Annotated in this window: 16 protein-coding genes; 10 read left to right on the forward strand and 6 right to left on the reverse strand. The window is 45.0% G+C overall.

Going from position 1 to position 19243, the window contains the following annotated elements; all coding sequences use genetic code 11:
• The first annotated feature begins 638 nt into the window (after nt 1-638).
• Nucleotides 639-2378 carry a formate--tetrahydrofolate ligase gene (locus FKN93_RS02930; protein ID WP_170904448.1) on the forward strand — a complete coding sequence of 580 codons (1740 nt, stop codon included), beginning with the start codon at nt 639-641 and terminating at the stop codon, nt 2376-2378.
• A gap of 215 nt (nt 2379-2593) precedes the next feature.
• Nucleotides 2594-3718, forward strand: coding sequence for a peptide-methionine (R)-S-oxide reductase MsrB (msrB, locus tag FKN93_RS02935; protein ID WP_158145410.1), 1125 nt, complete (start codon nt 2594-2596; stop codon nt 3716-3718).
• Nucleotides 3719-3886: 168 nt separating this feature from the next.
• Here msrB and folE read toward each other — a convergent pair whose 3' ends face one another.
• The gene (folE, locus tag FKN93_RS02940; RefSeq protein ID WP_004396634.1) at nt 3887-4540 is read right to left on the reverse strand and encodes a GTP cyclohydrolase I FolE; all 654 of its coding nucleotides are present in this window, start codon (nt 4538-4540) and stop codon (nt 3887-3889) included.
• A gap of 150 nt (nt 4541-4690) precedes the next feature.
• On the opposite strand from folE, the gene moeA reads away from it, so the two are divergent.
• The 3 genes from moeA (at nt 4691) to FKN93_RS02955 (ending at nt 7597) form a co-directional block, all read left to right on the forward strand.
• Entirely contained in the window at nt 4691-5926 is a 1236-nt protein-coding gene (gene moeA / locus FKN93_RS02945) for a molybdopterin molybdotransferase MoeA (protein ID WP_158145408.1), read from the forward strand.
• Between the two features lie 8 nt (nt 5927-5934).
• On the forward strand, nt 5935-6687 hold the full coding sequence (gene moeB / locus FKN93_RS02950; protein WP_154171173.1) for a molybdopterin-synthase adenylyltransferase MoeB: 753 nt from the start codon (nt 5935-5937) through the stop codon (nt 6685-6687).
• A 79-nt stretch (nt 6688-6766) separates the two neighbouring features.
• Nucleotides 6767-7597 (forward strand): sulfurtransferase, encoded by an 831-nt coding sequence (locus tag FKN93_RS02955; protein WP_170904449.1) that lies wholly within the window; start codon nt 6767-6769, stop codon nt 7595-7597.
• Nucleotides 7598-7637: 40 nt separating this feature from the next.
• Here the strand turns inward: FKN93_RS02955 and FKN93_RS02960 are convergent, their stop codons facing one another.
• Nucleotides 7638-8627, reverse strand: a complete 990-nt coding sequence (locus tag FKN93_RS02960; RefSeq protein ID WP_004396638.1) for a sugar-binding transcriptional regulator — start codon at nt 8625-8627, stop codon at nt 7638-7640.
• 487 nt (nt 8628-9114) lie between these two features.
• Between FKN93_RS02960 and tal the strand changes: the two genes are divergently transcribed.
• Both tal and tkt read left to right on the forward strand, forming a co-directional pair.
• Nucleotides 9115-10065, forward strand: coding sequence for a transaldolase (gene tal / locus FKN93_RS02965; RefSeq protein ID WP_040905471.1), 951 nt, complete (start codon nt 9115-9117; stop codon nt 10063-10065).
• A gap of 78 nt (nt 10066-10143) precedes the next feature.
• Nucleotides 10144-12135, forward strand: coding sequence for a transketolase (gene tkt, locus FKN93_RS02970; protein WP_170904450.1), 1992 nt, complete (start codon nt 10144-10146; stop codon nt 12133-12135).
• 63 nt (nt 12136-12198) lie between these two features.
• Here tkt and FKN93_RS02975 read toward each other — a convergent pair whose 3' ends face one another.
• From FKN93_RS02975 to FKN93_RS02985, 3 genes are all read right to left on the reverse strand, one after another.
• The gene (locus FKN93_RS02975) at nt 12199-13401 is read right to left on the reverse strand and encodes a nucleoside phosphatase (RefSeq protein WP_170904451.1); all 1203 of its coding nucleotides are present in this window, start codon (nt 13399-13401) and stop codon (nt 12199-12201) included.
• A gap of 3 nt (nt 13402-13404) precedes the next feature.
• The gene (locus FKN93_RS02980; protein WP_170904452.1) at nt 13405-14964 is read right to left on the reverse strand and encodes a PAS domain-containing methyl-accepting chemotaxis protein; all 1560 of its coding nucleotides are present in this window, start codon (nt 14962-14964) and stop codon (nt 13405-13407) included.
• Between the two features lie 167 nt (nt 14965-15131).
• Complete coding sequence (locus FKN93_RS02985; protein WP_170904453.1) at nt 15132-15758, reverse strand: OmpA family protein; 627 nt, start codon at nt 15756-15758, stop codon at nt 15132-15134.
• A 152-nt stretch (nt 15759-15910) separates the two neighbouring features.
• Between FKN93_RS02985 and FKN93_RS02990 the strand changes: the two genes are divergently transcribed.
• Nucleotides 15911-16537, forward strand: coding sequence for a thiol:disulfide interchange protein DsbA/DsbL (locus tag FKN93_RS02990; RefSeq protein ID WP_154171180.1), 627 nt, complete (start codon nt 15911-15913; stop codon nt 16535-16537).
• 15 nt (nt 16538-16552) lie between these two features.
• Complete coding sequence (locus tag FKN93_RS02995; RefSeq protein ID WP_170904454.1) at nt 16553-17023, forward strand: FKBP-type peptidyl-prolyl cis-trans isomerase; 471 nt, start codon at nt 16553-16555, stop codon at nt 17021-17023.
• A 115-nt stretch (nt 17024-17138) separates the two neighbouring features.
• Here the strand turns inward: FKN93_RS02995 and FKN93_RS03000 are convergent, their stop codons facing one another.
• The gene (locus FKN93_RS03000) at nt 17139-17741 is read right to left on the reverse strand and encodes a beta-phosphoglucomutase family hydrolase (protein WP_170904455.1); all 603 of its coding nucleotides are present in this window, start codon (nt 17739-17741) and stop codon (nt 17139-17141) included.
• Nucleotides 17742-17930: 189 nt separating this feature from the next.
• Between FKN93_RS03000 and FKN93_RS03005 the strand changes: the two genes are divergently transcribed.
• Nucleotides 17931-19055: a fatty acid desaturase gene (locus FKN93_RS03005; protein WP_158145391.1), complete on the forward strand. Its 1125-nt coding sequence runs from the start codon at nt 17931-17933 to the stop codon at nt 19053-19055.
• Nucleotides 19056-19243: the final 188 nt, after the last annotated feature.

The following is a 19243-nucleotide window of genomic DNA, read 5'->3' on the forward strand; positions in this document are numbered from 1 at the left end:
TCTCGTGGTCATGCCTGATTTACTGCATCGCACTTCTCGTCGAGTCGTTGGGCTATTCTATCTATTGCTAGGTTACCCAAGTCGACACAGCCTACTATCAGATTTCTGTTCGTCATCACCACGTTTTTGCCATTTGCTTCCTTCAGATTTCACCTCACGATGAACACCCTTGCATAGGCTAACGGTTCCCGCTCGACTGAGCCCGTAGAGGACTTTGACCTCCTAGATCAACGCCATGCTCGGCGCACAATTTCAAAACGCAGTGCTCTGCACTGCGTTTTACTTCTCTCCCCCCTGCACTCTCGTTTATTCTTCGCTTATTGCAGTCTCACTTTATTAGGAAATCTATGTCTAGAAGATCGACCAGACAACGTCAATGGTACAAACTGTCTCGCAAGAAAGAAACTTTTTCTAGCAACAAATAACTCTCCTTTGTCTTAATCTATTGCCTGTTCTCCATGGCTCTGCTTAACCATCATACCTCCGATTAGCCTGCTGACATCATTAATCCGTCAGCATGTAACGGAAGGCTGAGATGTCTCTTTTTACTATCAATCTCCTTTACAAGCATTTTTTACACGTTACTATCGCAGCAAAATGGTCTTCTTCACCCTATTTAGCCTTACTACGAGGGTTTTATGCTGTCAGATAGTGAGATTTGCCGTACAACTCCCCTACAAAACATTGAGCTCATCGCTAAAAAAGCGGGCTTATTGACTGATGAATTTCATAGCCAAGGCTCTTATAAAGCCAAAGTTTCATTACATTGCTTACAACGCCTTAAAAATGTCTCTTCAGGAAAATTGATCTTAGTTACGGCCATTACTCCTACGCCACTTGGCGAAGGTAAAACGGTGAACACGATAGGCTTAGCACAAGGTCTTGCGCACTTAAATAAATCCGTTATCGCTTGTATCCGTCAACCTTCCATGGGACCGATTTTTGGTGTCAAAGGCGGAGCGGCAGGTGGTGGCTATTCACAAGTTGCACCGATGAAAGAGCTCAACTTACATCTTACCGGTGATATTCATGCCGTCACTTCGGCGCATAACTTAGCCGCAGCAGCGATTGATGCCCGTCTATACCACGAAACTCGTCTTGGTTACGAAAATTTCTCCACACAGACAGGGTTACCTACACTGCGAATCGATCCTAAACGTATTGTTTGGAAACGAGTGGTCGATCATAACGATCGCGCCCTGCGTTACATCACTGTCGGCCGTAATCCTGAAGGCCAAACAACGAACGGCATTGAACGAGAAGACGGCTTTGATATTTCCGCCGCTTCTGAATTGATGGCGATTTTAGCGCTGGCGAAAAACTTAGCCGATTTACGTCGCCGACTTGGTCAGATTATTCTCGCTTATGATCTCGATGGACAAGCGATCACCGCCGAAGATCTCAAGGTCGCGGGGGCTATGGCGGTTTGTATGAAAGACACGATAATGCCAACGTTAATGCAAACCTTGGAAGGCGTTCCAACCCTCATTCACGCGGGTCCCTTTGCCAACATTGCCCATGGTAATTCATCGATTATTGCTGATGAGATTGCCAGTAAGCTAGCGGATTACACCGTGACAGAGGCTGGTTTTGGCTCTGATATGGGCTTTGAAAAAGCGTGTAATATTAAAGCCAATGTAGCTAATAGAGCCCCAGATTGTGCCGTTATCGTCGCAACTTTACGTGGAATTAAAGCCAATTCAGGGCTATTTGAACTCAAGCAGATAGACAGTCAGTTACTTTTTCAACCCGACAACGCGGCACTGACCGCCGGCTTCACCAACTTACAATGGCATATCGATAATGTGAATCGCTATGGTATTCCAGCCGTGGTGGCCATCAATCGTTTTCCACAAGATAGCGAAGAGGAGCTTCAGCAACTAGTTAGTCTGATTAAACGTCTACCTAATGATGTCAAAGTCACTGTTTCAGATGCCTATTCTCAAGGAGGGCATGGCGCACTAGACCTTGCCCAGCAAGTCATCGCTCAATGCCAAAAAGCCACACATTTTAAACCTCTTTATCAAGCGCAAGATTCACTGCTCGATAAACTCACTACGGTTGCGAAAAGTTATGGCGCAACGACCATCGAGCTCAGTGCACTGGCTAAGCAACAACTGGCCGAATTAGAAACGCTACCTTATCAACATTTCTCCGTTTGTTTGGCTAAAAATCCGATGTCTCTCACCGGAGATCCAGCCATTAAGGGTGCGCCCAAAGCCTTTACTCTCACCATTAGAGAGTTAAAACCATGTGCTGGTGCGGAATTCATTTATGCCTTATGTGGCAACGTGCTTACCATGCCCGGACTTCCAGCAAAACCCAGTTTTATGGCGATTGATCTCGATGATGATGGCAACATCATTGGTTTGAGTTAACCAATAACTGATCAGCAAGAGCAATTTCTTCACTTTGTTGCTCTTTCTTGCTCTATTTTACGTATAGATAACAGAGTCTTGATATTGTCGATAAGACACTACTGCTTAGCGTGCTTAAACAATGGTAATACACTCCGCTTTTTAGCACGACGGCCGTTTTAAATAGGCAATAATCACCATCACTGGTCATCTAAATAAAATAGGTAAAGGGCAAGATGAAGCGTTTTACAATATGGTTTTCCTCCAGCGTGCTAACGCTATTGGTTCTATTCTCTATCACTACTCGAGCGAATAATCTGTCTTTATCCGCAGCAGAGTCGTCTTATGCAATCGCGACTTTAGCGGGAGGATGCTTCTGGTGTACAGAGGCCGATTTAGAAAAACTCGACGGCGTCGTCAATGTTGTCTCTGGTTACGCAGGTGGTACATTAGCAAACCCAACCTATCAGCAAGTATCATCTGGAAAATCGGGACATATTGAGGTCATTCAAGTCACTTTTGATGAGCATCTGGTCAGTTATGAACAAGTGTTGGATTATTTCTTACGCCACATCGACCCAACAGACGCAAAAGGTTCGTTTGTAGATCGCGGGCTACAATATCGACCAGCGATTTTCTACCATGATTCAACCCAAAAGCAGATCGCTCAACAGTTAATAAAACAGGTTGATGCTTTAGGTATTTATCAAAAGCCCCTGAATACTGAATTGATTGAGTACACCGAATTTTGGCCCGCGGAAGAGTACCATCAAGATTTTTATAAAAAGAATCCGATTCGTTATAAATACTATCGTCATGCTTCAGGACGAGATCAATATTTAGACCAAATTTTTGGTCGTGAGCGTAATAAGAACCCCATCACATTACGTCAATTGATTGACAAATCGCTTGCAGAACAAAACATCAAGACCTACCACAAGCCATCGCCTGAAGAGATTCGGGCCAGGCTAACTGATGTACAATATTATGTCACTCAGCAAGAAGGCACGGAAAGGGCTTTCAATAATGAATACTGGGATAATCATCAACGCGGTATTTATGTAGACATCGTCACTGGGGAACCACTCTTTTCGTCGCAAGATAAATTTCGCTCAGGAACAGGCTGGCCAAGCTTCACCAAGCCGATTAATTCAGCGTACATTATTACCAAAAGCGATTTTCGTCTTTTCTATACCAGAACTGAAGTACGCAGTCGGTTCGGCGACTCACATCTTGGTCATGTTTTTAAGGACGGTCCGGCACCTACTGGCCTGCGTTACTGTATGAACTCTGCGGCAATGCGTTTTATTCCAGAAGAGAAAATGGCAGCGGAAGGATATGGCGATTATTTGCCCTTGTAGCATGAATTGGGCTGATATTGGACGAATAAGGTTGTTGCTCTACAACCCGAGAGATTGAGCTTAACTCGATAACGTCGTGCAATCTCATCACTCGCGCCAGCGGCAAATAAAAAGCCCCTCATTATCTCTGATGAGAGGCTTTTTATCTATTAACACCACAACGAGGTATTAACGTAATCCATGCAAAAATTCGGCGCGGGTGGCAGGGTTAGATTTAAATATCCCCCCTAAAGCGGTCGTGGTGGTTACGCTTGTCGCGTCCATGACACCTCGAGACTTTACACAATAGTGGGTAGCATCAATGGTCACCGCAACATCATCCGACTCAAGTAACGTCTGCAACGCAACTAAAATCTGTTGCGTTAAACGCTCTTGCACCTGAGGGCGCTGAGCAAAAAAACGTACAATGCGATTAATTTTTGATAGGCCAATAATTTTACCACGTGGAATATAAGCGACCGCAGCTTTACCATCGATGGTCACTAAATGATGCTCACAGGTACTGGTCACGGTAATATCCTTGACGCGTACCATTTCACTGACTTTCATTTTATTTTCAATGACGGTAATTTTTGGGAAGTTTTTATAATCAAGCCCAGAGAAAATTTCATCGACATACATTTTGGCAATCCGATGCGGTGTCTCTTGTAGACTATCATCCGCTAAATCTAGACCCAGAAGAGTTAAGACTTCACGCATATGAAATTCAATTTGCGCTTTTTTCTCTTCACGGCTAATTGCATTGGGTTGCATTGGCGTTTCCTGACCGCGGCTCTCTAGTGCTGCTTTCACTAACTGGGCGGATTCGCTCAAAATTGACATTTCCCCTACCTCTTCATTACCCCTCTCGAATGGCAGACAAGAATACTCGGATTTTTGAATAATTACATCCCTATTTTATGGGCGGACATTATTGTCATGCCCTTTATGTGTTAAAGTACCGACAAAAATAACCACCATAGGATCAACAATATGGGCTGTTGTGATGCGCCGGGCTTAATGCCGATTGAAGATGCGCTGCATTCCATGCTTTCTCGTATTACCCCAGTGAATCAAACACAGCAACTTCCGCTTGCTGAAGCTCTGGGGTTTGTCTTAGCCGAAGATGTTCTCTCTCCGATTCCTGTGCCTCCTTTTGATAACTCAGCAATGGATGGCTATGCAGTCAGACGAGCTGATATCGTCCATAATCAACCCTTGCCCGTAGCAGGAAAATCGTTTGCAGGTCAACCATTTACTGGAGAGTGGCCACCACTGACCTGTATTCGGATTATGACTGGCGCACAAATTCCAATCGGTTGCGATGCGGTGATCATGCAAGAGCAAGCGCAAGTCACCGAGCACGGTATTCAATTTTCTGTGAACCATGTTCAACCCAATGCCAACATTCGTCCGATGGGCGATGATATCGGACACAATGATCTAGTCTTGCGCAAAGGTGCACGCTTAACCGTTCGTGATATCCCAATGATCGCGACTTTGGGTATCAGTCATGTGAACGTATTACGTAAACCTAAAGTCGCCTTTTTCTCTACCGGAGATGAACTAAAACCACTCGGTGAGACGCTCTCTGAAGGACAGATTTACGATAGCAATCGCTATGGTATTAAACCGTTGATTGAAAATTTTGGCTGCGAGGCTATCGATCTGGGGATCATCCCTGATTGCCCAGCGACATTAAAAGCAACCTTTAATCAAGCGCAACAGCTTGCGGATGTCGTCGTCACGTCTGGTGGAGTTAGTGTCGGCGAGGCTGATTACACCAAAGATATCCTTGCCGAACTTGGCGAAATCGGTTTTTGGAAGCTCGCGATAAAACCAGGTAAACCTTTTGCTTTTGGTCGATTAGAAAACGCTTGGTTTTGTGGTTTACCGGGCAACCCGGTTTCGGCGATGCTGACTTTGTATGTTCTGGTACAGCCTATGCTGGCCAAACTGGCTGGACACAGCGAATGGCAAGCGCCTCAGTCTATTCCTGCACGAACCAAAAGTCCCTTCAAAAAATCGCCAGGCCGCACCGACTATCAGCGTGGTATTTATCACCTTGAAAATGGACAGTTTGTCGTAGAGAGCACCGGCAATCAAAGTTCTGGCGCTTTTCGTTCAATGAGCCTTGCTAATTGTTTTGTGGTATTAGAGCAGGATCGTGGGCGAGTAGAAGTTGGTGAAATCGTGAATATTCAGTTGTTTAATGCCTGTTTATCTTAAGGAACACTATGGATATTTTATCTGACCAAGAGATGCTGCGTTATAACCGGCAAATCATCCTTAACCAGTTTGATTTTGAAGGGCAAGAGGCGCTTAAACAAAGCTCTGTATTAATTTTAGGTGCAGGAGGCTTGGGCTGTGCCTCCAGTCAATATCTGGCTACGGCAGGTGTCGGTACGATAACCTTGATCGATGATGACTGCGTCGAACTATCGAATTTACAGCGCCAAGTGTTACATAGTGATGCCGATGTCGGTCGTAAAAAGGTCGACTCTGCAGCAGAATCATTGCGCCAACTCAATCCCTATCTAATCGTCAATACGGTGGATCAACGTTTGGCTGACGAGCCGCTAAAACGCTTAATCGAACAACATACTGTAGTAGTCGATGCTTCGGATAATGTCGAGGCGCGTAATCAATTGAATCGACTCTGCTTTGCAACGAAAACGCCGTTAATATCTGGCGCGGCGATTCGTATGGAAGGCCAAGTCTGTGTATTTCGATACCAGCATCCTGATGAACCTTGCTACCAATGCTTAAGTGCTCTTTTTGGCCACCACGTACTCACTTGCGTTGAAGCGGGAGTAATGGCACCTGTCGTCGGTATTATTGGCGCAGTCCAAGCCATGGAAGCGATAAAAATCATCGCCGATTATGGACACACCAAACTGGGTAAGCTTTTAATCTTGGATGCCTTATCAATGACCTGGCGTGAGATGACTTTACCTAAACAGGCCAGTTGCCCAATTTGCCACACCTGAAGGATAACGACGTGAAAAACGCGGTATTGTTATTTAGCCGCATGCTCACTACTCCCCCTTATTATAAGGAATAAGCCGCATGTCCCCACTGATTACTCCAACTTGGCTCTATGAACATTTAAGCTTACCTCAGTTAGTCATTTTGGATTGCAGCATTGAATTTCAGATTCCGAGCAAAGGTGAAAAAGATTGGCAAAACAAAATCCCCGGCTCACGTCGATTTGATTACGACCATGAATTTTGTGATATTGATAGTGCTTTGCCATACATGATGCCTGCCCAAACGCGTTTTAACCATCTCGCGCAACAATTGGGCATCAACCAAGATTCAGTGATTGTCGTCTACGATAATAGTGGGACGTTTGCTTCTCCCCGCGCTTGGTGGATGTTCCGTGCTTTCGGTCATCAGCAAGTCTATGTTCTCAATGGTGGATTACCAGCATGGAAAAAGGCAGGCTATCCTTTGACTCAAGCGTACTTAACGACCGTAGAGAACGGTGATTTTACTGGTGAACTTGAGCCGCGTTACTTTGTTGATGCTAACTACGTATTGAGCAAACTCAACGATCCGGCCAGCCTTACCATCGATGCACGCTCAGCAGAGCGTTTTCTAGCTCTGATTTCTGAACCTCGCCCAGGCATACGAAGTGGTCATATCCCGCATTCATGCAATCTGCCATTTACTCACTTGGTGAATGGTGGCGAGCTAAAACCAATCGACGAATTAACCCCTATTCTCGCCGATAGTCTATCGGCTGCTGATGAGTATCTGTTTAGCTGCGGATCAGGCGTGACGGCGTGTATTGTTCTTCTCGCCGCTTATCTTTGTGGTTATCAAAACCTCGCCATTTACGACGGTTCATGGACAGAGTGGGGACAACGCGATGAGCTACCTATCGAGCCATCCTGATCGCGTCATAGCCATTGACGGATGGCACTGCGTTAATCATCTACTGTACGTTGCGCATCTGTTCATCGAGGTTTAATACCGTCAGAGCATTACTGACGCTAGTGGCAATAACATCTATCGCTCCGGTGCGTAAGGCTCCCAGCAGCGCCAGTGGCTTACTATTTTCGGCCGCAATGGCAATCACTTCAGATATGGGCCGAAACTCTTCAATCCCTAATCCAATTACCCGATCACTCATCACGGTATTGGCGATTTGTCCATGAATATTAAAGAAATCGTAACCAGCAAAATCACCAACCACACCTTGCTGTAAGCGAGACTGAACGACTTCGTCAGGCGTAAACCAACCGAGGTCAACCATATAACTATTTTCACTCATATCGCCAATCCCTACTAAGGCAATATCGGCTTTACGAGCTAAATCTAAGGTTTGCTTAACCGTCGCATTTTGCATAAAAGCCAATTTTTGCGCGCGATTTTCCGCATAAGCCGGAGCGTATAGCGTTTCCGATGTGCCGCCGTATTTTTTCGCCATTTGGCGACAAATATGATCGGCATTAAACATCCCCCCACGAGGATGAATACCACCAATACTGCATACAAACTTACAATCTCGTGGAGTAATGACGCCGATATGATGGGCAACTGCCGAGACATTTCGACCTTGTCCAATAGTCACAACCATGCCATTTTTTAACGTGCCGGATAGATAATTTGAAACTAAGCCCGCAACTTGTTGCCTTTGTTGCTCTTCATTCGGTTGATCCAAGGCTACTAGAGCACGTTTTATGCCAAAACGTTCAATCAATCGCTGCTCAATTTTCGCACTAAAAACAGGGTGGTATTTAACGGTGATTTCGACAATACCTTCATCACGCGCCTGCTTGAGCATACGTCCAACTTTCGCTCGTGAGATAGCAAATTTTTTAGATATCTCTTCTTGGGTCGCTCCATCTTGATAATAAGCGACAGAAACTTCCGTGAGTAAGTCGGTACTTTCGACAGATATATCTTGATGCAAAGTCGTCATGATGATCTCTTTATTCTGCAAACCCATTGAAGTTGAGAGCCGCAGTGAATAGGTGGATAACAAAAAACATGAGCACGCTGACGATTAACGCTTCAAACAGTAAGGATCAGGCGCGCAAAAAAACGAACATTGAGCATATGCTCATCGTGCTAGGATAAGTGAAGTCCGCCTTCATTTGCAACATTTGTTCATGACAATGACATTTTCTCAGCGTAACAAGTTTCTCTCAATCAACCCTTGTCGTGACTAGCTTAGATTAGGCAAACGTTTCTTTTTCTACCTGCGAAATAAATAACATAAAATTGTTGATTCACATCACCATAAGCCACTAACTATGATTGACTTTCTAACTGGATAAGATAAAGATGGTCACATCATTTACTCAACGAACGAGCAAATGTTCATAACATAAGTTCGGTCGCTGATCATAATTGCGTTAGCTTTTCTGCCATACATTGGCTTGGCCAAAAGAAATAGGATGAACGATATGAGCAACAAATTAGAGCAACTTCGTAAACTGACTACTGTGGTTGCGGATACTGGTGAAATCGATGCCATTAAAAAATACCAACCTGAAGACGCTACCACCAACCCTTCGCTGATCCTAAAAGCTGCCCAAATCGCAGAATACGCACCACTGATTGATGCTGCTATCGAATACGCAAAATCACAAAGTTCAGACAAAGCACAACAAATCCAAGATACCTGCGATATGTTGGCAGTGAACATTGGTAAAGAGATCCTGAAAACTATTCCTGGACGTATCTCAACTGAAGTCGATGCTCGTCTCTCTTACGACACCGAAGGCAGTGTCGCCAAAGCTCGCCAACTGATCAAAATGTATAACGATGCTGGGATCAGTAACGATCGCATCCTGATCAAACTCGCTTCAACGTGGGAAGGTATCCGCGCAGCGGAAATTCTTGAGAAAGAAGGCATCAACTGTAACCTCACGCTGTTGTTCTCTTTCGCGCAAGCTCGTGCATGTGCTGAAGCTGGTGTCTTCCTCATCTCACCATTTGTTGGTCGAATCATGGACTGGTATAAGGCAAAAGAAGGTCGTGATTTTGCACCGCAAGAAGATCCAGGCGTCGTATCAGTAACAACCATCTACAACTATTACAAAGAGCACGGCTACAACACCGTCGTGATGGGTGCAAGCTTCCGTAATATTGGTGAAATTTTAGAACTTGCTGGTTGCGACCGTTTAACCATTGCACCATCACTACTGGCTGAGCTTGAAGCAGCAGAAGGTGAAGTGGTTGAAAAATTAGTCGATTCAAAAGGCAGCAAAGCTCGCCCTGCACCAATGACTCACGCAGAATTCCTCTGGGAACATAATCAAGATCCAATGGCAGTTGAAAAACTGGCTGAAGGTATCCGTAACTTCGCCGTTGACCAAGGTAAACTGGAAGTCATGATTGCAGCAAAACTGTAATTCGCTCAAGAATTAAAATTTGGGGAACGATTGACGTTCCCCTTTCCTTTCTAAATCTATTATTTGTCGGTAATTATTATGGAACGTAAACAACTCGCTAACGCGATTCGTGCATTGAGCATGGATGGAGTTCAACAAGCCAATTCTGGTCACCCAGGTGCGCCAATGGGTATGGCGGATATCGCTGAAGTGCTGTGGCGCTCACACCTAAATCACAACCCACAAAACCCACAATGGGCTGACCGTGACCGTTTTGTGCTGTCTAACGGCCATGGCTCAATGCTGATTTACTCACTGCTGCATCTAACTGGTTATGAACTGTCGATTGACGATTTGAAAAACTTCCGTCAACTGCATTCCAAAACTCCAGGCCATCCAGAATACGGCTATGCACCCGGTATTGAAACCACGACTGGTCCTCTCGGTCAGGGCATTACCAATGCGGTGGGCATGGCGATGGCTGAAAAAGCGCTCGCGGCTCAGTTCAACAAGCCAGGGCATGACATCGTTGACCACTTTACTTATGTCTTTATGGGCGACGGCTGCTTGATGGAAGGCATTTCTCACGAAGCGTGTTCGCTGGCTGGCACGCTTGGCCTTGGTAAGCTTATCGCGTTTTGGGATGACAACGGCATCTCGATTGACGGCCATGTTGAAGGTTGGTTCTCAGACGACACGCCAAAACGTTTTGAAGCTTACGGCTGGCATGTGATCCCAGCGGTTGATGGTCATGATGCACAAGCCATCAACGCGGCGATTGAAGCAGCTAAAGCTGATCCGCGTCCAACATTGATCTGTACTAAAACCATCATCGGTTTTGGCTCACCAAACAAATCAGGTTCTCATGATTGCCACGGCGCACCATTAGGCCACGATGAAATTAAAGCGGCTCGTGAATTCCTGGGTTGGCAATATGGCCCATTTGAAATTCCGGCTGATATTTACGCTCAGTGGGACGCTAAAGAAGCAGGCCAAGCTAAAGAAGCAGCTTGGGATGAGAAGTTTGCTGCTTACGCGGCTGAGTACCCAGCAGAAGCGGTTGAGTTTAAACGTCGCGTTAATGGCGATCTTCCAGCACAATGGGAAGAGCAAGCTAATGCTATCATTGCTGAGTTACAAGCGAACCCGGCCAACATTGCTTCACGTAAAGCATCACAAAATGCCCTTGAAGCGTTCGGTAAATTATTACCAGAATTTATGGGCGGCTCTGCAGACCTAGCGCCGTCAAACCTGACCATGTGGTCTGGCTCAAAATCACTCACCGCTGAAGATTTCTCTGGTAACTACATTCATTACGGTGTGCGTGAATTTGGTATGACCGCCATTATGAACGGTATCGCGTTGCACGGTGGCTTTGTCCCTTACGGCGCGACCTTCTTAATGTTTATGGAATACGCCCGTAACGCACTGCGTATGGCGGCGCTGATGAAAATCCAAAATATCCAAGTCTACACTCACGACTCTATCGGCCTGGGTGAAGATGGTCCGACTCACCAACCGGTTGAGCAAGTTGCTTCTCTACGCTTAACACCAAACATGAGCACATGGCGTCCCTGTGACCAAGTGGAATCTGCAGTAGCATGGAAACTGGCCATTGAACGCAAAGATGCGCCATCAGCGCTGATCTTCTCGCGTCAAAACCTCGCTCAACAACCTCGCACGGCAGAGCAAGTGGCTGATATTGCCAAAGGTGGTTATATCCTTAAAGATTGCGCTGGCAAACCTGAGCTCATCTTGATTGCAACCGGTTCTGAAGTGGAGCTAGCGGTGAATGCGGCGGCTGAACTTGAAGCACAAGGTAAGCAAGTCCGCGTGGTTTCAATGCCATCGACCGATGCCTTTGATAAGCAAGATGCGGCTTACCGTGAAGCGGTATTACCGGCAGACGTGACCAAGCGTATCGCGATTGAGGCTGGCATTGCTGATTTCTGGTACAAGTACGTTGGTTTTGGCGGCAAAATCATCGGCATGACGACCTTTGGTGAATCTGCACCAGCGGATCAACTGTTCAAGATGTTTGGTTTTACGACTGAAAATGTGGTGAAAACTGCTAACGAACTATTGGCTTAATCGTTAACCGAAAGCTGATAAACAAAATCCCGCCAAGGCGGGATTTTGTTATTTAAAGATTAATTATAAACAGCCCGTTTTATTCCAACGACATACCGGAGGCTCAGCATTGGCTAAACAATCATTACTGCGACAGATCGCTGCTCCGAGTGGCCAATCGGCGTCTTTTTTGACTGGTGCATCATTGGGTACGCCTAATGCTTGCAGGTATTTGGGTAGATAAGCGACACGAAAACACGACGTTTCTGCTTTATGGCAAGCACCGCTATTGATACAACACTGCTGCTCATCATTCGTTTGACGATGCTTAAACGCGCCCGTCAAATACCATTCAACTTGCCTACCTTGTTCAGTTGGGATTTTTCGATACTGGGCTTGTTGCTGATACTGATAGTTATAAGGATCTAAAATATCGCCTGACTGGGTCAATTTCAGCGTCTCTTGACACGCTGATAACTGCCAATTTTTTTGACGACTGCCTATACCATGTTGGCAACTTTCAGCAACGCCTAATACTTTCGCCGCCTCATCTTGCCCTAAGCCTAAAAATGAGTAGCTGTACATGGGTAACTCTTGATTTCCTACTTTGACACGACGTAATGCATCATTAGGTTCGCAATCGGGGCATGGGAAAGTAATCTGGCTGGAAGCTCCGCCCATTTCTACAATACCAAATTGCGTATTTTGCACTTCATCATGTACCGCTAACCAAGCGTATAATCCCTCTTCATAGCCGGAAAGGGTTTTCGTCACCACGTCAACCGAATCAGGCAATTGCTGGCGTAAAGCTTGATTCAGCGCTTGCCACATTTGTTGACTTTGTTGTGGATTATTTTGCTCAGCAATACGCATGCCTGCCGTGGCATACACCATCACCGACTGCAGTTCACAGGCCGTTTGCCAGTTAAAGGCTCGCCATGCTGGCTTGCCCTCATTATTGCGCGGCCCCTCTGTCTTTATCTGTTGTAATGTATCAGCCAACTGAGTGACCACTAGTGGAATATCCTGCGCGGTTTTCCCTCTATTCTGGCGAATAGGATCGGCTAAAGCCTCCATCTTAGGACCTTTATGAACTTTCCATTGGTCTGAACGCTGCTCATAGACATACATTCGCGTACCACTACTGCCCGCATCATAAATAATATGACATGGGTTCTTGTCACTGGCGAAGGCACTCGTTGCTGACAACAACGAAATAAGTAAACTGCTGCCGACTATCATGCGCTTAGACAGTAACGTCATACCTTGTTTTCTACTTTGATACATGGTTTATTTCTCTTCAAACCGTTTCGCAAGTTGATGAAAGTCATCCACTTTGCGGTTCATTTCAATGCTATATTCTTCAACTTTATGGGTTGCAGCAAGGTTTTGAGTGGCGGCAGAGGCAATCGAGTGAATATGTTGATTAACCTGATGAGTGATATCACGTTGTGATTGTGCTGCTTTCGCCATGTCAGCTACCGTATCGTGCATTTCTAGTAATAAGCTTTCAACTTGTTGTAAACGAGAAGCACTTTGCTCAGCCACCTCGCCACAAGCCTGAGTTTGCTGCTGACTTTGATGAATTTCTTTTTGCCATCCATCAATCGCTTGCAACATCGCATTAATACTCGATTGGATCTGCTCGGTGGCTTTTTGCGTTCGTCCCGATAAGGCACGGACTTCATCAGCAACGACCGCAAATCCACGTCCTTGCTCACCCGCTCGCGCTGCTTCAATCGCCGCATTCAACGCTAACAGATTGGTTTGATCAGCAATTCCGCCGATTTCTCCCATCAATTGACTCACTCGCTGAGCTTGATCGCTCAAAGCATAAGTGGTTTGAGTCGCTCTTTCTGCTTGCTCGTTGAGTTGCAATAAATTTTTCTGGGTCAGATCAATGCTCTGTTTGCTCTGAGTGCACTCTACGCGAGCTTGATCAATCAATGCATAGGAAACTTGAGTATTGTCAGAAACGGCATTCGCCGCCGCTTCAACCTCATCGGTAGCCTGCATTACTCGACGAATATCTTTTTCCTGCTGAGTTAATGCTTGTGCTACTTCGGTACTGGTTTTATGTAAGGTATTGGCCATAACTTGTAGTGGTTTCGCCGAATCCATCATCCGACCTAATACCGTTCGAATCCGAGCCGATGCCATTTTTAAATGATAATCAGCAATGGAAAACTGATGATTACCTGAATAAATCAATCGACTAATGCTGTCGTATTGTTGGCGCAGCTGAGCGAGCTGACGCGGTGTATCAATCAGCTCTTGGCGGAAAAATAATCCTAGAGAGATAACTGGGAGCACACTTGCCAAAAGCTGACTGCTCTGATCCCCCCACAAAGAGGCGGCAATCGGTGCACTCAATGAACCAAGTAATATCGCATAACGAACGGAATCCGCTATTGTCAGTGAAAATTTCCGGCCAGAGCGTTCAGCTTGACGCAGCCCTTGATAGGCTTTGTTGGCAATATCAACCCAACGGCGTTCAGGCTTGACTCGCACTGATTGATAGCCGGATATTTTTCCGTTTTCATAAATAGGCGTTACATACGCATCCACCCAGTAGTAGCCATTATCTTTGGTTTTATTTTTGACTATTCCACGCCAAGCATGGCCCTGTTTGAGACGCTTCCACATATCAGCAAATGCGGCTTTAGGCATATCATCATGGCGTACAATATTGTGATTTTGCCCTAATAGCTCTTGTTCGGTAAATCCGGCAATGCGACAAAAGGTTTCATTACAATAGGTGATCACACCTTTTAAATCGGTGGTTGAAACCAGTTGATCGTGTTGGCTAACGGGAACTTCTTTTGTTGAGGAAAACTGACGGCCTGACATAATTTCGTAACCTATGATTGGTTTTGTGGCGACTGTATACACAAAATAGAGAAATGTTTCAAAGTATTGTCTCATTTTAGTTGCACAAGCGTGAAAACTATCAATCTACGCTTAAATGAGCCGTAAAAACTATTCAGTCAGTCACATTTAACCACATCGCTCATTACTTACTGACTATCCATAATCATCAACAATTCAACACGACGATTACAAGCGCGGCCTTGAGACGTTTGATTGGTACAAGTAGGAGTATGCTCGCCATAACCACGGGTATAAATGGCGGCTAGTGATACTTGTTGTTCAAGTAAAATATTTTTCACCATATCCGCTCGGCGCATTGAAAGACCGTCGTTAAATCGCTCAGTGCCGGTATTATCGGTGTGCCCTTCAATCACAATATCAATCTGTGGCGTATTCGCTAAATAGCGTCCGAGTTGGGCGAGCCATTGTACTGATGCACTTGGCACCACCGCCGATCCAGTTTGAAACTGCACTGCACGTTTGAGTTTGACCATCGTATGATCGCCAGGGATAAGTTCATAATCTAAGCCATTGGCGGACAGGAAGCTTTCTAAACTACTATCGGAGAGGGTTTTCATCGGCTGATGCTTAGCAGGCATAGACTCGGGTTTTGCGGCCATAAGTGAAGCAGGAGCCAAACGCCAGTCAGGATAACGAACCTCGGCATCATTTTTCGGTGCGGTGTCTAATAAATTGCTTTTGAACATTTTATCAGTCGCCAGAGAGCCACACCCCGATAAAAACAGTAGCAGTGATAGTATGAAGACTTTCATCCGTTGGGTTCCCATTTTTTAGTATCACCTTGGTTATCGGCCGCCAGCGCAAAACTTTATGATGTATTGCTAACAATTTGCTCTTCTGCTGTTTGCCTCACAAACAGAACTGGTTAGACTGAGCCCTCTTTATGATTTTAATTTGGTTGATTATGAAAAAAAATTTTATTCGCTTTTGTGGGCTTATCATTAGCGTAGTGTTGATTCTTGGTTGTAGCGAGCCAACAGGCCCTAAGCAAGGTGTTCATTATCAGAAATTATCTAACCCTCTGAGCTCCCCTTCTCTTGCGCCGATCACCGAAGTGTTTGCTCTCACTTGTACTCACTGCCGAACCATGGAAACGTTTTTGCCTGAACTCGAACAGCTCACTGGGCAACGCTTCGGCAAACTGCATGTTACTTTTAATCAAGGCGCTCAACTGGGCGCGATGATTTATTACAGTGCAGTGATGCAGTTGGATGACATCCCTGATCACGATATGATGGATGACCTATTTGCTGCCGTACAAATGCCTGAAGGCACCACGCCAGCAGAGCGTAAAGCCGCCATTGATCATGCCTTTCATAGCCGACATATCATTAGTCCTTATGATTTTAATGAGATGCAGCAACAACAGCTAATGACAATGCTCGCTTCTGCAGAGCAAATGTCGACACAATCGCAAATTAATGCGGTCCCCACTTTTATTGTTAACGGTAAATACCTGCTGTTAACTAGCGGTCATAGTGACCTAGCCAATATGGCAGAAACGCTGACTTATTTACTTAAACAACCTTAATAAAGTATCTGTATTATGAATAAAATATTGATTGTTCTCGTTCTCTTATTAGCCGTGTTTTTTATCTATCGAAGCTGGAATAACAGTAAGATAGCGGAACAAAATCATGCGGTAGGAGAACGCTTTTTACAAGAAAACCGCCAACAAAATGACGTCATTGAAACTGAAAGTGGCTTACAGTACCAACTCTTACAAGCGGGTACTGGCGAAACTCATCCTAGCCCAACGAGTCGGGTAAAAGTGCATTATGAAGGTCGTTTTCTTGATGGCAGCGTCTTTGATAGCTCCATTAAACGTAATGAGCCCATTGTGTTTGGCTTAAATCAAGTCATTAAAGGTTGGCAAGAAGGTGTGCAATTGATGGTGGAAGGACAAAAAATGCGCTTTTTTATTCCTAGCCATTTGGCTTATGGAAAAAATGGGGCGGGTCCCATTCCTCCTGCAGCAACGTTGATTTTTGATGTTGAACTGATTGAAATCCAATAACTCAGCTTAGCCTTGGTATAACCGTCAACAAGAGTCATTGTGAATAAAACTCATCATAATGACTCTTATCTGACCGTATCTAACCGACTGATTACCCCTTTCCCATCTTAAGCGGTTACCGATTCACTGGATAAAAAACTAACCCCGCAGCGGTCACTAATACACAATCCATTCCGCCTGCATGCGCCGCTTGCATACCAAGTTCAGTATCTTCAAATACCACGCACTGTTTAGGTGTTAACTCAAGCAGCTGGCAAGCACGTAAAAATGTTTCAGGATGAGGTTTATGATGTTCCACATCCGTTGCCGTGACTAAAGCATCAAGTTTATCAAGTACCTCAACCTGAGCTAATAAGTTTTCCGCTGATCCTCTCTGACTGCCTGTGCCTATCGCGATTTTCTTTTTACCTAGCTGAGCACAAAAAATGTCATACGTCGCAGAAATCAAACCTCCCTTATCGGCCAATTGTGCAAAGGTATGCATTTTATGGTCAGCGACCTGATGAGCATTCAGATCTAAGTCGAATCGTCGATTGATCTCACTGACAATCTTAAAACTCGGCATGCCTCCCATGCTATGTAGCCATTTTCCATCAAAGGGAAAATTAAAATGGTCTGCGGTCGCTTGCCACGCTTGAAGATGCGCAGGCATCGTATCGATCAAAGTACCATCCATATCAAAAATCAGCCCATCATATTGGCTTAAGTTAAGTGTCATCTATACCTCCAAAGGATCAAGCCGTCACTGTTTACGCTACTTGATATAACCGAAGACAGCAAGTGAATGGTTAATCAGCGATTGAGTCCGTCGGTGATGTTCGGATCACACTTTGTAGCAAAACCTTTTTGACTTACAACTGTACGCTGATATTCTGGTGCACAGTTGTAAGCTAAAGGGCACTTTTATATGGTTAATAAACCACCATTGATCTGGCTTAATGTCATGATTTTTTCACTCAGCTTTGGTCTGGCGGCATTCGTTGCCCCTTGGTATGGCTGGCAATTTGGCTATGGCTGGGAACATCTTTTCTGGCTAGTGGTTTGCTTTTCATTTTGTAATTTATCCATTACCGTAGGCTACCATCGTCTATGGTCACATAAAGCTTTCGAAGCCCATTGGTTAGTGCGCTTACTGTGTGCGTTAGGCGGTGCATTTGCTCTACAAAATAGTGCTCTACACTGGGCATCGGATCACCGAGTCCACCACAAATTTGTCGACCAAAACGATAAAGATCCCTATTCCGCCAAGCGTGGATTTTGGTATTCACACATCGGTTGGATGCTTCGCCACTATAATCAAGCCACTTACGCTGATTACACGAATTGTCGTGATCTACAAAAAGATAAAATTGTCATGTGGCAACATAAATATTATGTTCCACTGGCAGTTGTCATGAATATAGGCGTGCCTTTACTGCTCGGTTGGTGGTATCAAGATATCATCGGTATGTTACTGATTATTGGCGCGGTCAGATTAGTCCTTAACCATCACACGACCTTTTTTATCAATTCACTGGCCCACATTTGGGGTAAGCAGCCCTATACCGATAAAAATACCGCACGTGATAACGGAATTTTGGCTTTCTTTACCTTTGGTGAGGGCTACCATAATTATCACCATATTTTTGAAAACGATTACCGTAATGGAATTCAGTGGTGGCACTATGACCCAACCAAATGGGTAATCAAAATATGTTCCTGGTTGGGATTAGCCAAAAAATTACGCGTCGCGCCGGCACTGAAAATTGAAACTGCACGGGCAGAAATGCGTTTAAAGTATGCGAAAAAAATCCTCAGTCAACAGCGGCAACATCAGCGGATCTTTACTCATATTCAACAAGAATTTGATGGTTTTGTTGAAACACTTCACGATTATTACGATCTGAAAAAACAGGTGTTAGAAAGCAAAGCCAATTCAGCGATACAGAGTTATGAACGCTCGATCCTCACAACACGCTATCGACAAGTAAAGATGCGTCTACAAGAGAAAAAGCAACGTTGGCAGCTATTAACCAAGCCGTATGCTTATTAAGCTATACCCAAACGACTTGGCGTTGCAGGCAGGCGGCAAGTGAGTGAATCTCCATGAGCATAGGCAAACGATGTGATTGGGGTGAACGAGCGTAGCCAACACCGCTGCAGATTCAAGTAGGAAGGGTATATTCATGATCTCTTCAAACGGGTGATACTAACTGCCGTATGAACATAATGATTGAATGT

The organism is Vibrio sp. A8-1 (assembly GCF_013048685.1).
In the GTDB taxonomy this organism is placed as follows: domain Bacteria; phylum Pseudomonadota; class Gammaproteobacteria; order Enterobacterales; family Vibrionaceae; genus Vibrio; species Vibrio metschnikovii.